The sequence below is a fragment of the Spirosoma migulaei genome (assembly GCF_054776855.1).
Genome location: NZ_BAAHBG010000033.1, coordinates 242,507 through 260,249 on the forward strand (window position 1 = coordinate 242,507; position 17,743 = coordinate 260,249).

Consider the following 17,743-nt stretch of genomic DNA (forward strand, 5'->3'; position numbering starts at 1 on the left):
TTTGAGGTTATTTCTTCGCTTTAGCCAGGACACTTTCGAGGGTAACGGCAACACCCCCGCGACGTTTGCTTTCATCCGCAGCTTCCATAAAGGCAAAAATCTCGATGGTTTCTTCGGGCGTAACGGGCACCTCTCCTGTCTCGTAATAGGTGATAATGTCCTGCAAAAGCGGTTCATAACCACCGTAGGGGCCTAGTACAAGATTGCCCGTTTGGGTAAACACCGTACCGCCGTAATCGTGCTTGCCCGTGCGGGTACCGCGAACGGTGCCGACGCGCCCATCGGCCCAGGTGCCTACAATGATGTCGGTGCCGTCGGTATGCACGCGAACCACCTGTTTGCAGCCCGTGCCCATAACGGTGTACAGCGTTTCAACCCCATGAATGCCGTACCAGTAAAAATCGGGGTGGGTCTTTTCGAGAACGGCGGGACTAAACGTATCGGCCCCCACGACCTTGCTTTTGTCTACTTTTTCAATGCCTTTGATGTGTCGCAGCGACGAGGCCGAAAACAGGGGAGTATTGTATTTTTTAGAAGCTTCGAAAATGGCGATGGCATCGGCTAACGAAGCCGCAACGGGTTTGTCGATAAACACGCGTTTGCCTGCCTTCAATACCTGCAAGGCCTGTTCCAGATGCAGCCGACCATCGTTGGTTTCCAGCAACACCACGTCAACTTTTTTGAGAAGATCGCTAATGGAGCTGACGATTTCGACGTTCTGCTTTTTTACTTCTTCCGTGTAGGCCGGAACGCGCGAGGTACTGCTCTCGATATCTTTACTGCCCTGTGGATAAGCCGCCACGACTTTATAGCCCAGGAAACTGGCATTGGCATCCGGGCCGTTGAGGGCTTTGACAAAGGCTGTACTGTGCGAGGTATCCAGCCCAATAATACCCACCCGTTTGCCGGTTGCCACCGTTGGTCTGGCCCGGAGCAGCGTAGGGGCCAGCAGCAAAGCCGCGCAGCTTTGAGATGTCTGTTTTAGAAATGTTCGTCGACTGGTAGTCATGGATTTAGGATATTAAAACTTAAGAAGCTGTCTAAAACCCCTAAATCCCCTGAAGGGGACTTTATCTAAGCACGAGCAAAGTCCCCTTCAGGGGATTTAGGGGTTTTCGTGTCTTAATGGTTTGACTTTCAAGTAGTTTATAGAGGCTTTGTGCCTCAATCACCACCGGTTCGACACCACACAAGGAAACCTACACTTTTGCCTGTGTATTTCCACCCTTGGTCATCGAAATGTCGACGGGTTTGTTCTTTTGCCAGGAACCGCCGGTAAAATCGGGGACATCAATCGAATTGGACCGATGGGCTACCGACCAGGCACTTAAGGGCCCAACCGAACTCCACAAGGCCGCGTCATACACATCCTGATCGAGCGGTAGCCCGTTTCGCAGGCAGTCGATGGTACGCCAGTCCATCAGGAAATCCATGCCGCCATGACCGCCCACGTTCTTGGCCACTTCGCCCATTTTCTTCACGATGGGGGGCATGTATTTTTCTTCAAGAGCCTTGATCTCCTTCTCGCTCATCCACTCGTGACCTGTGGAATAGCGGGCGGGTTCGGGGTATTTTAACGCTACCCCTTTGGTGCCGCTAACCAGTTGAATACGTGAATACGGCCGGGGGGACGATACGTCGTACTGCACCATGATCGTCTTCCCCTTTTTGGTTCGGATGGTGGTCGTACTCATGTTGCCGTTGTAGGGCTTTCCGGCGTAGGGTTTGTAGAAATCGTCTTTGGCGGCCAATTCTTTAGCCATGTTACCTAGTACAAAATCATTACTCGACATCGAGACCAGATAATCCATCTGATCGCCCCGGTTGATGTTCAGCACCTGACAGATGGGCCCCAGTCCGTGGGTAGGGTAGAGGTTACCGGTACGTTTGTACATTTCATCCAACTCCCACATCTGGTAGAAGTGCTCTTTTGAGAAGACCAGTTCCTGTAGATTGTGAATATACGCCCCTTCGCAATGGGCTATTTCGCCGAAGAAACCGTGCCGCGCCATGTTCAGCGTTAGCAACTCCGTGAAGTCGTAGCAGCAGTTTTCGGTCATCATGCAGTGCTTTTTGGTGCGCTCCGATGTTTCGACCAGTTGCCAGCACTCTTCGAGGGTTTTAGCCGCTGGGACTTCCACACAAACGTGCTTGCCATGATTCATGGAAAACACCGCAATGGGCGTGTGCAAGGCCCAGGGCGTCACGATGTAAATGAGGTCGAGGTCGGTTCGTTCGCAGAGTTTTTTCCAGGCATCGGGACTACCCGAATAGAGCTGTGGGCGGTGGCCATTGGCTTCTATTTTCTTGAGCGCCAGGTTCACCCGCTCTGGCCGAAGATCGCACAGGGCTTTAATTTCAACACCTTCGATTTTATTCATCCGCTCCACGGCCCCCATGCCCCGGTTCCCGATCCCCACAAATCCAATGCGAACAACATCGAGCTTCGGGGCCGCATACCCACTCATGTTAAAAACCTGCGGAGGGGTTCTATTGGCCTGTTCGCCAATGGCTTCCAGTTCTTCAGGTGTTGTTGCGTAGGCGGCAAAGGGGCTGGCGGCTACCAGGCTCAAACCGCTGAGGCCTGCCGTTTTTAAGAAATTTCTTCGCGTGTTTTCCATAAAACATAATTTATAATGGATAATGTAAAATGGATAATTGGGGATAAACAGACTGCTTGTACTCCATTACTCATTATCCATTATTAATTAAATAATGCCTCACCCAAAAAGGCGGGCGTATATCCCTTATCGGTAGCCCAGTTGACCGCTGTTAGAATGCGATCCCGGAAGTCGGGTTGATAGGCTTCGTAAAAGGGGTAGAAATATTGTTCGTGAACGAGTAAATCGACAAAAGGCGGCAGGCCCGATGGCTGGTTTGCGTAATTGTCCAGGGATGGAATAATGTCGGGTAACTCTGTTTTGTCGATGACGATGCTGCTTCGGATGAAGATGATGTCTTCCTGGTTATCGTGCCAGACAAACCGTTTTTTCATGTGCCGTCGTTGCTCCACGTTGAGGTAGTACGAAACGGGGGGCAACTCATCATCGACGTTGAAATAGCCTAATTGCCCGATGTAGCCCGCGTCGCGCAGGGCCCGCGAGCCTTCAACCGTAGCTTCTCCCCAGTGAAGGGTAGTTACGGGACCCATCACGGCCTCGCCCGCAAATCGTAGAATCTGCTCTTTTACGATGGCGCAATCGTGCTTCACCTGCTCATAGCCGGCCTGTTGGTAGGGTCGGTCGGGGAATTCACCCCAGGCATGGAAACTCAGTCGAAGCCAATCGGCATTCGCCTGCCATTCTACCTTGAAACGGTCGGGAAACTGCGATAGGTTGAAGCCCTCCGTCTGGTAAAAAAGGTTGAGGTGAATTTTGGTGCCGTAGGTGGTATGAACCTGCTTCAAAAAGCCCAGATAGGGATTATCGAACAGCGACTGATAGTTGTCTTTCTGCTGATAAATATCCCGCAGAAACCAGATGTTATCGTCGATCGACAGGCGATAGTGGCCCGCAAAGTTCGGTAGCCAGTACACCTGAATCGACTTGCTTTCAGCGGTGGTGCAGTCGTGAACGGTAATCGTATTGGCATACTGATTCAACCGCACTTTCCCCGAAAAGACACCCTGCTTATAACTCGCTCCGATTCCATTGATGGTTAAATAATGAGACGAGGGCGCGGACACCTGTATATCAATTTCCAAGCCATCAGCTGTTGTCACACCATCACGGGCATGCAGCATATCGCCATCAATAGGGTTTAAGAACTGGATATTGTTCATGGTGGTTGATTAGAACGCAGATTTTTATGATCGTTATGGTTTAGAAGCTGTTTAAACTTTCTGAATTTTGTTAAAACCGAATCGCTTTTTGTCATCCCGACGTCAGGAGGGATCTCAAGCTTACCTATTATGAAACTTGAGATCCCTCCTGACGTCGGGATGACAAAAAATCATCCTAATTCTAGCTAGAAAATGAAAGTTTAAACAGCTTCTTAAAAATGATTTTAGAAAGCATAGTAACTCATAAAAATCAGCGTTCCATTTTTTGTTAAAAGTCGGGGGTAAATAGCAACTCAAAGGATTTCAGGGGTTCAGTCTTCTTCTGAATCTTATAGTCCAGTAGTTTCAGATGCAGCTTTCGCCAGAGCCCAAAGTCTACGTCGAAGCGTCCCAGCATGGTATTTAGTCGATACGGCATATTCTCCGAGAGCCAGGCCTGCGCATAGGCTTGCTTGAGTTCGCCCGTTTCGTCCATGGCATCGACCAGCAGGCTGTGGCAGGGATACGTCAGATCATAGAATACGTAATCATCCTTCTTTTGGGCCATCATCCCATCGTTCCAGCGATCCGTAATGGCTTTGGCCCACAAAAACCGACTGGCCGAATAGTTGATCAGCCGGGCCGATACCAGCATCGACTGAATGAAACTGGTGTCGGCTGGACTTGCCGCCTGAAGCGCACTGATAAGCCGTGCCTGTGCTTCCTCCGTGTGCGTACGAACCTGCTCAAAATCGGCCTTGTGTTCGTTGGTGTTGGCCAGATAATAGGCCGAAAATGGATTCGACCAGCTTTCCACGAGGGTACCACGGGGTAGGCTTTGGGTGTTCTTGCCCAGGCACTTTTCGAGGTACTGACCGGCCGTTGCGATATGGTCGAAAGCGGCCTGCATATCCTGCGCTAGGGCCGGGTAAACGACCGTGCTATAGTGTCCGGTAAACGTGGTCTTATCGGGCACAGTGCCCTGCCAGGCCGCAATACAGCCATAGGCCATAAACAGCCAGGAAGCCCGAACAAAGGGTTCGACAGAATCGGTCCAGACGGAAGTGATAAAGCCGAGCGTGTTGTGCTGAATGCCCGCTTTCAGGCAGAGGTTTATGTTCTCGTAGGTATAATCGGCAGATGGATAAATATGCCCCCAGCCCGAAACGGCGGGTTGAATAAAAAACGGTTTCTTTTCCTTCAGAACTGGATTTAAGTAGTTGTTGATAGCGGTTGTATCGGGCGAATATTCCCAGATAACCGGGATGACATCTTTGGGAAATTTGGCCAGAATATTCGGGTAAAACGCGTTCATATCCGTCCAGGCCAACAGCGTTTTACCGTACTGTTTGAACTCGTTGCTCACGAAACTAAGCTGTTGAATATACAGGGATTCGGGGTCCAGTTTGGCTGGAGCTGCATTGGCTAGCCGCTTTGTTTCCCAGGTTTCGTCGAAGCCGACATGAATGAATAGGCTCTGGAACAGCGTTGTGTATTGCTTGATCCAGTTTTTCAGCAGGGTTTGAACAGCGGGGTTTCGCGGGTCGAGTTCATGGCCGTAATGCCCGATAGCCAGCGACGCGTATTTCTCGTTGCGGATCAGCTCGTGCAGGTGTCCGTAGAAATTGACGAACGGAATCACATCCATGTGCCGCTCGCGGGCGTAGGCAATGATCGTCCTGATCTGCGCCTGCGAATAACTCGCCTTATAATTCAGCGTTGAATAGCCCTCCAGTTGAATGCTGACTTCGTTGTAGAAGTAATATTGATTGGTTTTCCAGAGGGCTAAGAAGTCGATCTGCTTTTTGATTTCATCGACCGTCAGCAATCCGCCATGCGCAAAATCCATCATTACGCCCCGGTAAGCCAGTTTGGGTTGGTCGCTGATCGTGACGAAGGGCAGAGATGCCTTCGCGCCCTGGCCCTGCATCAACTGCCGAATCGTTTGTACGGCGTAGTACAGGCCCGTTGAGGTTTGGGCGGTAATGTCGATGCCCTTTTGGGTAATGGTCAATGTATAGCGCTCACGGGTATTTCCGTTGGTAGCCTCGTTGGTGCCCGGTAATTCCTGACCGGCTGATTTAACCGAATACCGAATAGTTGATGCCGTTGCCGATGGGCTCACCAGTACGGGTTTTCCGCTGCGTTCAGCAAGTAATTTCCTAAGCTGACTCAGCGCAAAGACGACGTCGGCTGTTGCGTTGGCCGGTACATACACCGTCAGGTTCTGGACAGGCAATTCCCCCTGCCCGTAGTAAATGGACTGCGGTGCCGGTAATAGCGTAGGGTGCAGTTGTGCCAACGCCGTGACGCGCCAGCAACAAACAATTAGACAACTGATCCAGAGGGTTTTCATGTTAAATAAATGGGTAATGGGTAATGGACAATGGGTAATGAATAATGGATAATGGACAATGGGTAATGAATAATGAATAATGAATAATGAATAATGTAAAAATGTAGGATGTTAGGTTTTGGGTAATCAAGGTTTTGCTTCATTATTCATTGTCCATTACTCATTGTCCATTACTCATTGTCCATTACTCATTATCCATTTTACATTATTAGTTATCCATTATTAGCTAGATAATATGGGCACGAGCAATTGCCCGTGCCATATTGAACCAACCTAATATGTGGCCCGTCCCCCCGATAAATCGAAGGTGAAACCAGTAGTGAAACTGTTCTTGGGCGATACGATGTAAGCGGCCAGGTTAGCGGCTTCATCGAGTGTACCACAACGTTTCATTGGAATTTTATCGGTCATGTACTTAACCTGTACCTCGGGCATGGCATCGACCAGGGGCGTTTGAATCACCGCCGGGGCCAGCGCATTGACCGTGATCCCTTTCTCGGCGTATTCTTTTCCCTGCACCTTCGCCATGCAGATCACGGCGGCTTTCGAGGCTGAGTACGCCAGCATACCGGCGTTTCCTTCTTTGCCCGCAATAGAGGCAATGTGCAGGATGCGCCCGTAACTCCGGGACAGCATGAACGGCAATACGGCCTTCGAGGTGTAGAAACTGCTCATGAAGTTGACCTCAAACACCTTGTGCAGATTTTCGCTGCTCACCTCATGGCTTTGTACATTTGTGACGCCCGTAATGCCGACGCAATTGATGAGGGCGTCAATCTTGCCAAACTGTTCATGCACCTGCGAAACCGCCTGTGCTACCCGAGCTTCATCGGTGATGTCGATGCCGATAAGCAAGGCATCCGGGCCATATTGCTCAAATGCCTGCTGTAAAGCCGCTTCGTTAAAATCGAGCAAGCCAACCTGAGCCCCTTCGGTCAGTAATTTGTGTGCGATGGACAACCCAATGCCGGATGCGGCTCCGGTAATCAGTACAACCTGTCCACTAAATTCTCCCATGATACGTTTTCGTTTTTGTCTAAATCGATGGGGATAAGCTTAATAAAGGCTGTTCTCTACCGGCCGGATGGCGTACTTTTCGTCGTTGACGATGTCGAGGATGCGCTGGTTTAGCTCCTTGATGTAGCTGATCGACGAGGGATCGGGAATATAGGCTGCTTTTCGGGCGATACTGTTGCTCAAAACGCCACGGGCAACCAACAGTTCTTTTTCGGCATAATGGAACAATTCCATGTTTTGCAGCGAGAAGAATATCTGCGGCATCACCCGCTCAAACAGCTCGAACGCTTTGGTATCTTCTCCGCTGGAACGCAGGCTGAAAATCTTTTGCAGAATATCGGCGACGGCCAGCCCCGGCATAACGCCCCGGATACCAATGGGTACCAGTTCGAGCATGTACAAGCCGCCCCAGCCTTCGAACAGGCCGATTTTGTCGTTTGTGGCCTGAATAATCTGCTCGAACTTGGGCGCACACAGGGGTTCTTCCAGCTTCAGGTATTTGAAGTTCGGATTCTCGTCCATCAGCTCTTTTATGAACCCCACGCTGATCGACGAACCGCCGGGGTTGAAGTCCTGAATCAGAACGGGCGTGTTCGGAATCGACTGTAAAAACTCCGACAGATAGGCTTTCAGAGAGTTTTCGGGTAAGCTGAAAATTCGGGGAACCGCCAGCGAAATAACGTCGGCACCGGCCTGCACGTTAGCCTGCGCCAGTTTGATGGCAACTTTCAGTGAGGGGTGGTTCGACTGAGCGACGATTTTCAACCGACCCGCAGCCCGTTCTACCGCCACCCGAACAACCTGTAATTTTTCGTCGTCGGTGAGTTTGTAAAATTCGCTGGCGTAGGCGGGCAGGCAAACGGCCTTGATACCACCGTCGATGGCAAAGTCAATTAAACTACGGAGCGCGTCTTCGTCGATCTCCTCATTTTCGGTGAATGGTGTTGGAATGATGGGTACTACGCCAAACAGTTCGTTGTCTGTGTTAGTCATAACTTTGCCGGTTCTTGATTGATATTAGCTACTTTTTTTTGTTGTACTTTACTATCGATCGTCGATAAAATAAGGGTTGAGACGAGCACTAGCACACCGCCAATGATGGCCTGTTGGTTCAGGGTTTCGCCGAGCCAGATGGCGGCAATGGGTAAGCCCATGAACGTAATGAGGTAGTTGGATAAAGCAACCTGTGTGGCATCCAGATTCTTCAAAGCTTTGAAAAACAGGAGCATCGACAGGAAATTATGAAAGAGTGTGAGCGAGATCATCCCGATCCAGGTGTTGGTGGTAAAGGAGGGGATTTTAGAAAACATCTCGGGTTCGTAGTACAGCACCAAGGGCGTCAGCAGAATGGACATGACCAGATAGGTGTAAAAAACCATCTCCATTTCGGTGTACTGGCCCGACACTTTTTTGCAGCCCACGTTGTAGTACGCATTGCCCAGAATGGCCAGGAAAATGAGCCCATTGCCCAGGGCATAGCGTGAGCTTAAGTCTACCCGTTTAATGTCGTCGGTTGAGCAGAGGGCCACCCCAATGATGGCAATGGCGAAGCTGATCCAGCGGGCGGTGTTCATCTTCTCTTTCAGAATCAGGAAGGCGAAAACAGCCGTAATCACGGGCAGTGTCATGACCAGAATAGCCGCGTTGCTGGCCAGTGAGTACTGCGTTCCCCAGGTCATGAGCACCTGCGACGGGAACGCGCCCAGAGCTGCCAACTGCACGAAAATCAGAATATCCTTCAGCTTCTTGCCACCCTTTCGAAAGTCCCGGATCACAAACGGAGCTAGAAAAATAGTGGCCAGGAGCATGGGTGCCCACACCGTAAAATATGGCCCTACCTGATCCTGTGTCAGCTTGATACTGGTGAAATGAAAGGCCCAGATCAGGTTGCAGAAAAACAGGATGGCCCACGACTGAATCGACTTATTCATAAGCTGCTGAGTAAAAATTGATTCGTTTTGTAGGTATCCAGGGCGGTGTAATCCAGTTCGATACCCAAACCCGCGCCGGTTGGAACCAAAGCTGCTCCCTTCTCGAATCGGATAGGTTCCACGAGCAGGTCGTCGGTGCGGACCAGTTCGCCGAACAAATCAGAAGGGATTGTGCAGTTGATGCTGGCTGCGGCAATGTGCAGGCCCATCGTTTCCGAAATACCTAAATCCACTTCCGAGCCGCGCCAGCAGGCTTTGCCTTCCAGGTGGGCGATTTCGGCCAGTAGCACCGAGTTGTAGGCCGACCCATTAAAGTTGTATCCATCGACCGCATCGGCCCGGACAAAGGCGATCATGTCGCGGATGTCCTGCGTGTAGGGCAGTGAAATATGCCGATACATGGGCATGCCGAGCGTCTCGCGCAGGTACTTGAACCCGGTCACATCGGCGTGCAAAATGGGATCTTCCAGTCCCAGCATGATGGTTTTGTCGACGCCCTCCATTAACCGGAGGGTTGTCTCGACATCGGTCCAGCGCTGGTTCGGGTCGAGCAGGATTTTGATACCGTCCCCGCATTTGTCCCGGATGGCTTCCGTCCAAAGCCGAACGGGATCTTCGTCGGAACACTTGAATTTGAATGCCTTGTGTCCTTTTTGCATGGCATCGAAAGCTTTCTGGGCGGCATCTTCGGGGGTGCGTCGCCCGGTCCAGCCGAAGCAGTCGATCCGGTCGCGGTATGCTCCACCCAGGAGTTGGGATACGGGTACGTTCAGCAGCTTGCCCACCACGTCCAGTATCGCCGACTCAAAGGCTTCATAAATCCGCTGGTCGGTAACGGGCAGTCGGCGCCAGTTCAGTTTCAGTACATCCTGTCCGACCAATTCCTGCATGGCCCGGTGGAGTATCGCGCTGGAGGCACTGCGGTAGGTTTCCCCAATACCGGTCAGACCATTGGCGAGTGTGAGTTCAATGATCCATTTGGGCTGGTTGGCAAACTCGGTCCACCGCTCGCCCGTCAGGAATTTTTTGGCAAAGGCCGAATCTTTGTCGATCACCTCATCGGAGTTCAGGCTGCCCGGTTTGGCCGGTACAATCACTTCAGTGGCCTTTATGGATTGAATGCGTGTCATTTGGCGTCCTCGGAGGAAGTGGGTGTATGTTTTTGGGCGAGTTTCCGAATGTCATAGCTGAAGTCGATGAATTTCTCTTCCCATTCTTTGGCCGATTCGGGTGTGTAGGGGTAAAACCCTTGTGCATTCTGTACACCTTTCGCACCCGATGCAACCAGATCTTCCATCAGTTTCGGCGTTTCGGTGCTATTGCTGAGTTCAGGAAAGAGGTCTTTCATGACGGTTAGGTAAGCGGGAATGCCGGTGAGATCCATGAACCGAAACGGCCCGGCGAAGGTGATCCAGTAACCCAGGTCGTTCCGAAGCGAGCGGTCTACATCCTCAATAGTGGCGTACCCATTCTCGACCAGATTGAAGGACTCTCGGAGCATGGCGTACATAATCCGGTTGGTAATAAATCCCCGAATGTCTTTCTTCAGCAACGAGGGTTCCTTGCCCCAGCTTTCGGCCAGCGCAACGATCTCGTAGGCGTATGTCAGGTCGGAATCTTTTCCGCAGATGACCTCCATGAATCGCGTAATGTGTGCCGGTTCGGCCCAGTGAATGCCCAACAGCCGCTCGGGATGTTGGAGTCCGCTTTGTAACACCGATACCGGAATGGCCGATGTGTTACTCCCGATGATAGCGGTAGGCGAGAGGACGGTTTCCAAGCGCTGATACAGGCTTTTCTTCTCGTCGATGTTTTCGGTAATCGACTCAATCACAACGGTATGGTTACTTAACAACGAGACATCGTCGGTGATGGTCAGGCGCTCAATAATCGTTTCGGGTGTGTCGATTAGCAACCCTTCCTGTTCCAGTTGGCGCAGATAACCCAGGATACGCTCCCGCGCTTCATCGGCGGTCTCGATCTCTTTAATCAGCGACGTAACCGCGTGACCAGCCGCCAGAATACAGGTAGCGATGCTGCTTCCCATCAAGCCAAGCCCTACGGTGCCGATGCGTATTTTCGATGTCATAAACTTATGGGTTAGGCTTGTTTGGGCGTAATTCGGGCAATAGCGTCAATTTCGATCTTGATCCCATCCGACAATACCGATTGAACGGTGGTTCGGGCTGGGCGTATGCCGGTGAAGAATGACCCATAGGCGGTATCGTAGCGGTCAAATTCGCGAATGTCTTCCAGATGGACGGTGCATTTTACAATGTCGTCGATGGTGCCACCCGCGGTTTCCACAATCTTTTGAATGTGCGACAGCGTCAGCAGGGTTTCTTCTTCAATCGTCCCGTGCTGCACCTCTCCCGTTACTAAATCCAAAGGACCTTGTCCGCTCACGAACAACAAATCGCCCACTAGTATGCCTGATGAATAGGCTCCTGTGTTGACGGCTTTGTCGGGGTGTTTGATTTCCAGTTTACTCATGGTTTTGTTGTTAGATTTTCGGATAACGGCCAGCTCTTGAATGACTCCAGAAAGCTAACCAGCGCCTGTAGCGCATGCTTGAACAAATGCTTTCCCTTTTGGGCAGTGCCCAGTTGAGGTTCACCGCTGCTGCCGTTGCTCGAAATAAATTCGGTTTGCTTGAATACCGTTACGCCCCGATACGGCTCGTCGTCTTCCCAGCCGATATACCCATTTCGTTCGGGTCGTTGCGCCCGTTCTACGCGATCCATCCAGACTTTTTCGGGAAAAAGATGGAGCATCAGACTCGTTTCATATTCGCAGGCATGACTCAGCGCCGGGCTTTCCATAGGTGCCTCTCCGCCAAACACGCCACCGGCTAATTCCCAATAAGTGGCCAGGGCAATGGTGGGCTGATGACTCGCATCGAAGCGTTTGCTCAACACGGCCAGCGCCTGTTTTACGGGAGTACTATTGCCGCCATGTCCGTTAAGCAGCACGATCCGCTGGTGTCCAGACAGCACCAGCGACTGCACCAGGTCGATAATCACCTGCGTGTATAATTCCGGGGCCAGACTCATAGTACCGCCAAATGCCAGGTGATGGTGACTGGAGCCATAGGGCAAGGTCGGGCAGAGCAGCACTGTGTCGGGTAGCGCTTTTTCGGCCTGTAGCGCCAGCTGGGTAACAATATCCGTATCCGTCGAGACCGACAGGTGCGGGCCGTGTTGTTCAATGGCACCCAGTGGTAGCAGGATAACCTGGTCTTTGCCTGCCTGCTTGATATCGCTATAAGTCGATGCGTAAAACAGCATAGTCAGAAGTTGGACGATTTAGATTATATTATTTTGAAAGCCAATAAGTTAAGTAGGTTTTTTTTGAGCTTTCTCAACTAAAGTCGTAATCGTTTTTTTTTCTGTCATTCCGACGTCAGGAGGAATCTCAAGCTTGACTGATATGGGAGTTTGAGATTCCTCCTGACGTCGGAATGACAGAAAGGCTGGCTTCTTCTACAGATGGAATAGTTTAATGAATAGATTCAAGATCAATAGAATCTAACCTTATCTGCCTTAATATCCAGGATTTTGTTTCAATACCGGTGCGCCACCCGTTACGCTTAAATCGATCTGGGCCTGCGGAATCGGGTAGAGTTCGTTCTTGCCTTTTGTGAACGTTGCCCCTTTCATATAGGTAAAGTCGTAGCCCGGAATCGACGTTTCGTGCTGGACGTAGTTGTTCAGCGTCGTGGCCATATAGCCCGTACCATTATCCCAGCGACGCAGATCGAAGAACCGGTGGCCTTCCATGGCAAACTCCAGTTTCCGCTCGAACCGGACGGCTTCACGAGCGAAATCTTTCCCATTGGCCGTGAATTCAGTCGTATATAAACCCACCTTGTAGTTGGCTGCCGGTTCGGACGTAAAGCCTTTCAACGGAGCGCTGTTGTCGACGTACTTCTTCACCCAGCCGTTTGGATTAGCAGCCCGTGCCCGAACCAGGTTGACATACGTCTGCGCCTGGGCCAGTGAGCCAATCTCAACTTCGACCTCAGCCGCCCACAGCAGCACATCGGCAAAGCGAATCATGGTGTAATTGTTGGATGTCCAGCGCGAAAATAAGGACGTTGTGGCCTGAGCTGCCTGATAATAAATCGTTTTGATCGGGCTGTAAGGACCCGCTACGGACTGCACGCGAATCCAGGCTTTACCAGGGTGAACGCCCCAGTCCAGATACGGAATGCCCCGGCGACCAACCGTGTAATCCAGACGCGCATCGAGCGTTCCGGTATAGGGCGTAAAGGGCGCGCTGCTTTCAATACCCTGATCATTAGTTATGTCGGAGTCATTGAAGGTTGTCAGCAACGGCAGGCCGGTGTTGGGGTCGGTTTTATACGAATTGACCAGGGTAAATGAGGGCTGATAGGCCCCACAGCAGGTAGCCGGGCCACCCATCGGGAAGTTCAGCGCATCGCCATAATTGCCATTCTGGTAGGTTTGGTCGATGGACATCTGCACGGCAAAGACCGACTCCGCACTGTTCTTTTTCGAGGGGTTAAAATTGTCGGAGAAATTGACCAGCGCATATTTTAAGCCAGAGGCCGTTACGCCATTTGCAATTACATCGGCCAGAACAGGCTTTGCTTCAGTGTATTTATCCTGGAACATGTACACCTTGGCCAGAAAGGCTTTCGCTGCCCAGCTATTAGCCCGGCCCGGATCGGGTTTGGTGGCGCTTAGGTTATCGGCCGCAAATTTGAAATCGGCTTCCAGTTTCGACCAGATCGAAGCTGTGTTGGCTACGTTGTAGTTGCCGTTGGCATAGCTCACTGTTTCGTCCAGATACGGTACGTTCTCCCACAGTTTAGCCGCTTCGAAATGATAGACCGCCCGCAGGAACATGGCTTCGGCCTTCACCTGCTTGATTTCCTCCGCCGTCATCGAGTTATCAGTTACTTTCGCCAGCAACCGGAGTACATCATTTGCCCGTTGCAAACCGGCATACAATACAATCCACTTGTTGTTGAACGGAGCCATCGTCGCATCGTATTTATAACTCTCGACCGATTCCATCGGCGGCAGCGCGGATGCCTGTGTACCGGTATGGGCGTCATCGGAGGTTACGCCCCCGTAAATCCAGTTGCTGACCCCAATGAAGTAATAGGTCGTATTGGGTACACCCCAGCCGTCGAGCAGGGAGTACGCGCCCACCAGCAAGCCATTCACACCGGCTTTGTTGGCTAAGGTTGTTTCGCTGGTGGCACCGATGGCCCCAACTTCCAGGTATTCTTTGGTGCAGGAATTGGTTGCGGTTAAAAATACCAGGCAACACGATAAGCCGACAACAAACTTGGTATAGTTCATGATTGAAACAGTTTACGTTTAAATAGGCCGCTGATATTTATGATTAGTATGATTAAGGATGATGATATTACTCTGGTCAAATCCGATGGATCATAAAAATCAGCGTTCTATTGGTATTTTTAGAAAGAGACGTTAAGGCCGAAGATGAAATTTTTCTGATTGCTGGGGTAGTTGCCGTAATCGACACCAAACGACGAGCTAAGTCCGCTTACTTCAGGGTCCAGGCCGCTGTATTTCGTAATCGTGAAGAGGTTGGCACCCTGGGCATAGACCCGTAATTTATTCAGGCCGTACTTCCGTAGCAGCAGTGGGCTTACCGTATACCCAATCACCAGCGAGCGCATTTTCAGGAACGAGCCATTCTCGACATAGAACGAGTTAGGTACGCCCGATGAACTGAACGACCCGGTCGATTCGATCTTCGGGATGTTCGAATTCGGATTTTCGGGTGTCCAGGCGTTTAACAGATCGTTGCTTTTGGCACCCACATACGTACTGAAGAAGTGGGTAAACGATTTCACCGTATTGAAAATCTCGTTCCCCTGCGATCCATAGAGCGTTGTCGAAAAATCGAAGCGCTTGTAGGTCAGGCCCAGGTTCAGGCCATAGGTGAAGTCGGGGTTGGGGCTGCCCAGGAACGTACGGTCGCTGGCGTCAATTTTGCCGTCGCCGTTCACATCCTGGTATTTAAAGCGACCCGGAGCGGCACCGCTTTGCGTAGGCGACGCGCTTACCTCAGCATCACTTTTGAACAGGCCAATCACATTATACCCAAAGAACGAACTCACTGCCTGGCCAACCTGGTTTCGGACTACATTGCCCAGATTCTGGGTATTGGCGGTTTCGAAATAGGTGGGCGAGGGGATATTGATCACCTTGTTGTTGTAGGTGGTAATGTTGGCACCGACGCTGAATTGAAGATCGTTACTAACGGTTCCTCTATACGTTAGTCCAATGTCAACCCCCTTATTCTGAATATCGCCAACGTTCACGGTAGGTGCGGTGGCACCACCAGCCGTTGCGGGCAGGGTCTGGGCAAACAGTAGCCCATTGATCGACTTCTTGTAATACTCAACCGACAGGTCCAGCTTGTTGAACACCGTAGCGTCGAGACCCACGTTAGTGACTACGTTTTGTTCCCAGCCGGTGTTTGGGTTGCCGATGTTCGTCTGCGCGAAACCCTGGGCCAGTTTACCACTACCGCTAATGTCGTAATACGCATCGTAGAACGAGCCACCAAATAGGGTGAAGGCATTTTGGGGACTAACGTTGTTCTGAGAACCCAGAACGCCATAGCTGCCACGCAGTTTCAGGTCATTGAGCCAGGTCACGTTTTTCATGAATTCCTCGCCCGTTACGCGCCAACCCGCCGATACCGATGGGAAGGTACCGTACCGACGCTCGGACCCAAACCGCGACGAACCATCGCGCCGAACTGTTACGCCTAACAGGTATTTTTCATTGAACGAGTAATCCAGTCGGCCAAAGAGCGAGAACAAGGTGTTTTCGTAGGCGCTGCTGATATTGGTTACGTTCGAGGTACCGTTATTGAGTGTCAGGTAATCGTAGTTGGTGGAAAAGAACCCACTGCTGGAGGCCGTTACCGCCCGACCATAATTCCGAATGGCTTCCGAACCGGCAATCACTTTCACGTTATGCTTCCCGAACGCATTGGCATACGTCAGGGTGTTCGTCCACATGGTATTCGTGTTGTACAAGGCTACCTCAGCAAACGAATTGGGGTTCGTATTGCCTTCTGAATTGTTGTAGGGTGTAAACGTAAAGTTCGTAGTATACTGGTTATCAATGCTTCCGCCGAAACTGGTACGGGCCGTAAAGTGTTTTAGGAAGTCAACTTCAGCAAATACGTTACCAACCACATCCCAGGCGTTGGTCTTGTTATTGGACGTATTCATCTGAACGGCCACCGGGTTCGAGGAGCTGCCTAATTCGGGTCCCGCAAAGGTTCCGCCATAGTTGCCTTTGATATCGTAGACCGGGATAATCGGCATGGCCCGGTAGGTCCAGGCAATGGGGTTCCCGCTGCTCAGGTTATCGAAACCGGGGTTTTGCTTGTAGAAGAAATACGCGTTCTCGCCAATCCGGATGTTGTTTTTGACTTTAAACTGCGTGTTTACGCGTCCCGAATACCGCTTGAGGTAGGTCTTCAGCATGGTGCCCTGTTGATTGAAATAATTGAGCGAAACCATATAGTTCGACTTATCGGTGCCGCCACTGGCCGTGAGGTTGTGGCTGGTCATCGGCGCGTTTTTGAACAGTTCGTGAAACCAGTCGGTACCAGTTTTGTTGACCGCCTGAATCAGGTAATTCCTGCCTGGATTGGTGGCGTCGAAGTTATATTTCGCGGGATCAACAGCGGCATCACCCGTATTACCAACACCCGTTGCGCCCGGTCCCCGGAAGGTATATTCGGGTAAACCATTCTGAAACAGACCCGTAGTGGGATAGGCCACTTTGGTCAGGCGGGCAAAGTCCGATGAGTTCATCAGGTTAAAGACATTGCCTTGTAGTGGTCGCTGCGAACCATAATAGGCATCATACGCGATGGTTGGCTGACCTGATCGGCCTTTTTTGGTGGTCACGATGATGACTCCATTTGAGCCCCGAACCCCATAAATGGCGGCAGCGCCTGCATCTTTCAGCACCTGAACTGACTCGATATCCGTAGCGCTTACATCATTCAGTTCGGCCTGAATACCATCGATCAGGACCAGCGGTTGGGTATTGCCAAAGGAGCTGATCCCCCGAATAAAGATATTGCTCGGACTTCCCGGAGCACCTGAGTTCAGAATGGTTACCCCCGGCACCTGGCCCTGAAGTGCCTGTACGGCCGATCCTGAAGGGATTGACTTTAAGGCTTTTACGTCGACAATAGACACGGAACCGGTTATGTCTTTTTTCTTTTCGGACGAGTAACCCGTTACCACCACTTCGCTGAGCGAGGTAATGGAGGGGACTAATACAACTGAAAAATTGGTTTGTGAACCAACGGTAACTTCCTGCGCCTGATAGCCGATGTAGGAAATAATCAGGCTGGTGTTGGTTGGGACGGAGAGGGTGAAGCCCCCATCGGCACCCGTAAATGTGCCACTCGTTGTCGACCCTTTTACTAATACATTGGCACCCGCAATGGGTTGCTGATCCTCAGCACTGGTGACTTTCCCTGAAATCAGTGTTTGCGCATTTGCCCAAACCGTTGCCAGCATGCAGAAGAGCAGCATGCACACCGTTTCTTTTCTAAGACGTAGTGAGTCGTTCATAATCTGTTTAAAAAATGAGTTACGCGTTTGAAGAGTGTTGCCATTGGGTACTCCATCGTAGTCAC

At 51.1% G+C, this 17,743-nt stretch carries 13 protein-coding genes; all 13 read right to left on the bottom strand.

The genetic code is table 11. The features are described from left to right. Nucleotides 1-7 precede the first annotated feature (7 nt). On the bottom strand, nt 8-1,009 hold the full coding sequence (locus ACYVGO_RS30810; protein WP_460972597.1) for a Gfo/Idh/MocA family protein: 1,002 nt from the start codon (nt 1,007-1,009) through the stop codon (nt 8-10). A gap of 190 nt (nt 1,010-1,199) precedes the next feature. Beyond that, nucleotides 1,200-2,621: a Gfo/Idh/MocA family protein gene (locus ACYVGO_RS30815; protein WP_460972599.1), complete on the bottom strand. Its 1,422-nt coding sequence runs from the start codon at nt 2,619-2,621 to the stop codon at nt 1,200-1,202. Nucleotides 2,622-2,704: 83 nt separating this feature from the next. Next, nucleotides 2,705-3,781 (bottom strand): hypothetical protein, encoded by a 1,077-nt coding sequence (locus ACYVGO_RS30820; protein ID WP_460972600.1) that lies wholly within the window; start codon nt 3,779-3,781, stop codon nt 2,705-2,707. A gap of 268 nt (nt 3,782-4,049) precedes the next feature. Then, entirely contained in the window at nt 4,050-6,116 is a 2,067-nt protein-coding gene (locus tag ACYVGO_RS30825; RefSeq protein WP_460972601.1) for a beta-N-acetylhexosaminidase, read from the bottom strand. A gap of 273 nt (nt 6,117-6,389) precedes the next feature. Next, complete coding sequence (locus tag ACYVGO_RS30830) at nt 6,390-7,133, bottom strand: SDR family NAD(P)-dependent oxidoreductase (protein WP_460972602.1); 744 nt, start codon at nt 7,131-7,133, stop codon at nt 6,390-6,392. A 39-nt stretch (nt 7,134-7,172) separates the two neighbouring features. After that, nucleotides 7,173-8,126, bottom strand: coding sequence for a dihydrodipicolinate synthase family protein (locus tag ACYVGO_RS30835; protein WP_142774643.1), 954 nt, complete (start codon nt 8,124-8,126; stop codon nt 7,173-7,175). Then, nucleotides 8,123-9,064 carry a DMT family transporter gene (locus tag ACYVGO_RS30840; RefSeq protein ID WP_460972603.1) on the bottom strand — a complete coding sequence of 314 codons (942 nt, stop codon included), beginning with the start codon at nt 9,062-9,064 and terminating at the stop codon, nt 8,123-8,125. Before ACYVGO_RS30840 ends, ACYVGO_RS30835 begins: the two co-directional genes overlap by 4 nt. Next, entirely contained in the window at nt 9,061-10,194 is a 1,134-nt protein-coding gene (locus ACYVGO_RS30845) for a mandelate racemase/muconate lactonizing enzyme family protein (RefSeq protein ID WP_460972604.1), read from the bottom strand. The genes ACYVGO_RS30840 and ACYVGO_RS30845 overlap by 4 nt, the downstream gene beginning before the upstream one ends. Continuing rightward, nucleotides 10,191-11,153: a 3-hydroxyacyl-CoA dehydrogenase family protein gene (locus ACYVGO_RS30850; RefSeq protein WP_460972605.1), complete on the bottom strand. Its 963-nt coding sequence runs from the start codon at nt 11,151-11,153 to the stop codon at nt 10,191-10,193. Before ACYVGO_RS30850 ends, ACYVGO_RS30845 begins: the two co-directional genes overlap by 4 nt. An 11-nt stretch (nt 11,154-11,164) precedes the next feature. Beyond that, complete coding sequence (locus ACYVGO_RS30855; protein ID WP_460972606.1) at nt 11,165-11,557, bottom strand: RidA family protein; 393 nt, start codon at nt 11,555-11,557, stop codon at nt 11,165-11,167. Continuing rightward, on the bottom strand, nt 11,554-12,351 hold the full coding sequence (locus tag ACYVGO_RS30860; protein WP_460972607.1) for a creatininase family protein: 798 nt from the start codon (nt 12,349-12,351) through the stop codon (nt 11,554-11,556). Before ACYVGO_RS30860 ends, ACYVGO_RS30855 begins: the two co-directional genes overlap by 4 nt. Nucleotides 12,352-12,606: 255 nt before the next feature. Then, a complete protein-coding gene (locus ACYVGO_RS30865; protein WP_460972608.1) occupies nt 12,607-14,397 on the bottom strand; it encodes a RagB/SusD family nutrient uptake outer membrane protein in 1,791 nt (596 codons plus the stop codon). Between the two features lie 119 nt (nt 14,398-14,516). Further along, nucleotides 14,517-17,678 (bottom strand): SusC/RagA family TonB-linked outer membrane protein, encoded by a 3,162-nt coding sequence (locus ACYVGO_RS30870; RefSeq protein ID WP_460972609.1) that lies wholly within the window; start codon nt 17,676-17,678, stop codon nt 14,517-14,519. Nucleotides 17,679-17,743 lie beyond the last annotated feature (65 nt).

Bases quoted from the DNA above. Each gene is read 5' to 3' on its own strand.
- ACYVGO_RS30850 (WP_460972605.1), bottom strand. From the start codon at position 11,153: ATGACATCGAAAATACGCATCGGCACCGTAGGGCTTGGCTTGATGGGA.
- ACYVGO_RS30830 (WP_460972602.1), bottom strand. From the start codon at position 7,133: ATGGGAGAATTTAGTGGACAGGTTGTACTGATTACCGGAGCCGCATCC.
- ACYVGO_RS30810 (WP_460972597.1), bottom strand. From the start codon at position 1,009: ATGACTACCAGTCGACGAACATTTCTAAAACAGACATCTCAAAGCTGC.
- ACYVGO_RS30840 (WP_460972603.1), bottom strand. From the start codon at position 9,064: ATGAATAAGTCGATTCAGTCGTGGGCCATCCTGTTTTTCTGCAACCTG.
- ACYVGO_RS30835 (WP_142774643.1), bottom strand. From the start codon at position 8,126: ATGACTAACACAGACAACGAACTGTTTGGCGTAGTACCCATCATTCCA.
- ACYVGO_RS30860 (WP_460972607.1), bottom strand. From the start codon at position 12,351: ATGCTGTTTTACGCATCGACTTATAGCGATATCAAGCAGGCAGGCAAA.
- ACYVGO_RS30820 (WP_460972600.1), bottom strand. From the start codon at position 3,781: ATGAACAATATCCAGTTCTTAAACCCTATTGATGGCGATATGCTGCAT.
- ACYVGO_RS30815 (WP_460972599.1), bottom strand. From the start codon at position 2,621: ATGGAAAACACGCGAAGAAATTTCTTAAAAACGGCAGGCCTCAGCGGT.
- ACYVGO_RS30825 (WP_460972601.1), bottom strand. From the start codon at position 6,116: ATGAAAACCCTCTGGATCAGTTGTCTAATTGTTTGTTGCTGGCGCGTC.
- ACYVGO_RS30865 (WP_460972608.1), bottom strand. From the start codon at position 14,397: ATGAACTATACCAAGTTTGTTGTCGGCTTATCGTGTTGCCTGGTATTT.
- ACYVGO_RS30870 (WP_460972609.1), bottom strand. From the start codon at position 17,678: ATGAACGACTCACTACGTCTTAGAAAAGAAACGGTGTGCATGCTGCTC.
- ACYVGO_RS30855 (WP_460972606.1), bottom strand. From the start codon at position 11,557: ATGAGTAAACTGGAAATCAAACACCCCGACAAAGCCGTCAACACAGGA.
- ACYVGO_RS30845 (WP_460972604.1), bottom strand. From the start codon at position 10,194: ATGACACGCATTCAATCCATAAAGGCCACTGAAGTGATTGTACCGGCC.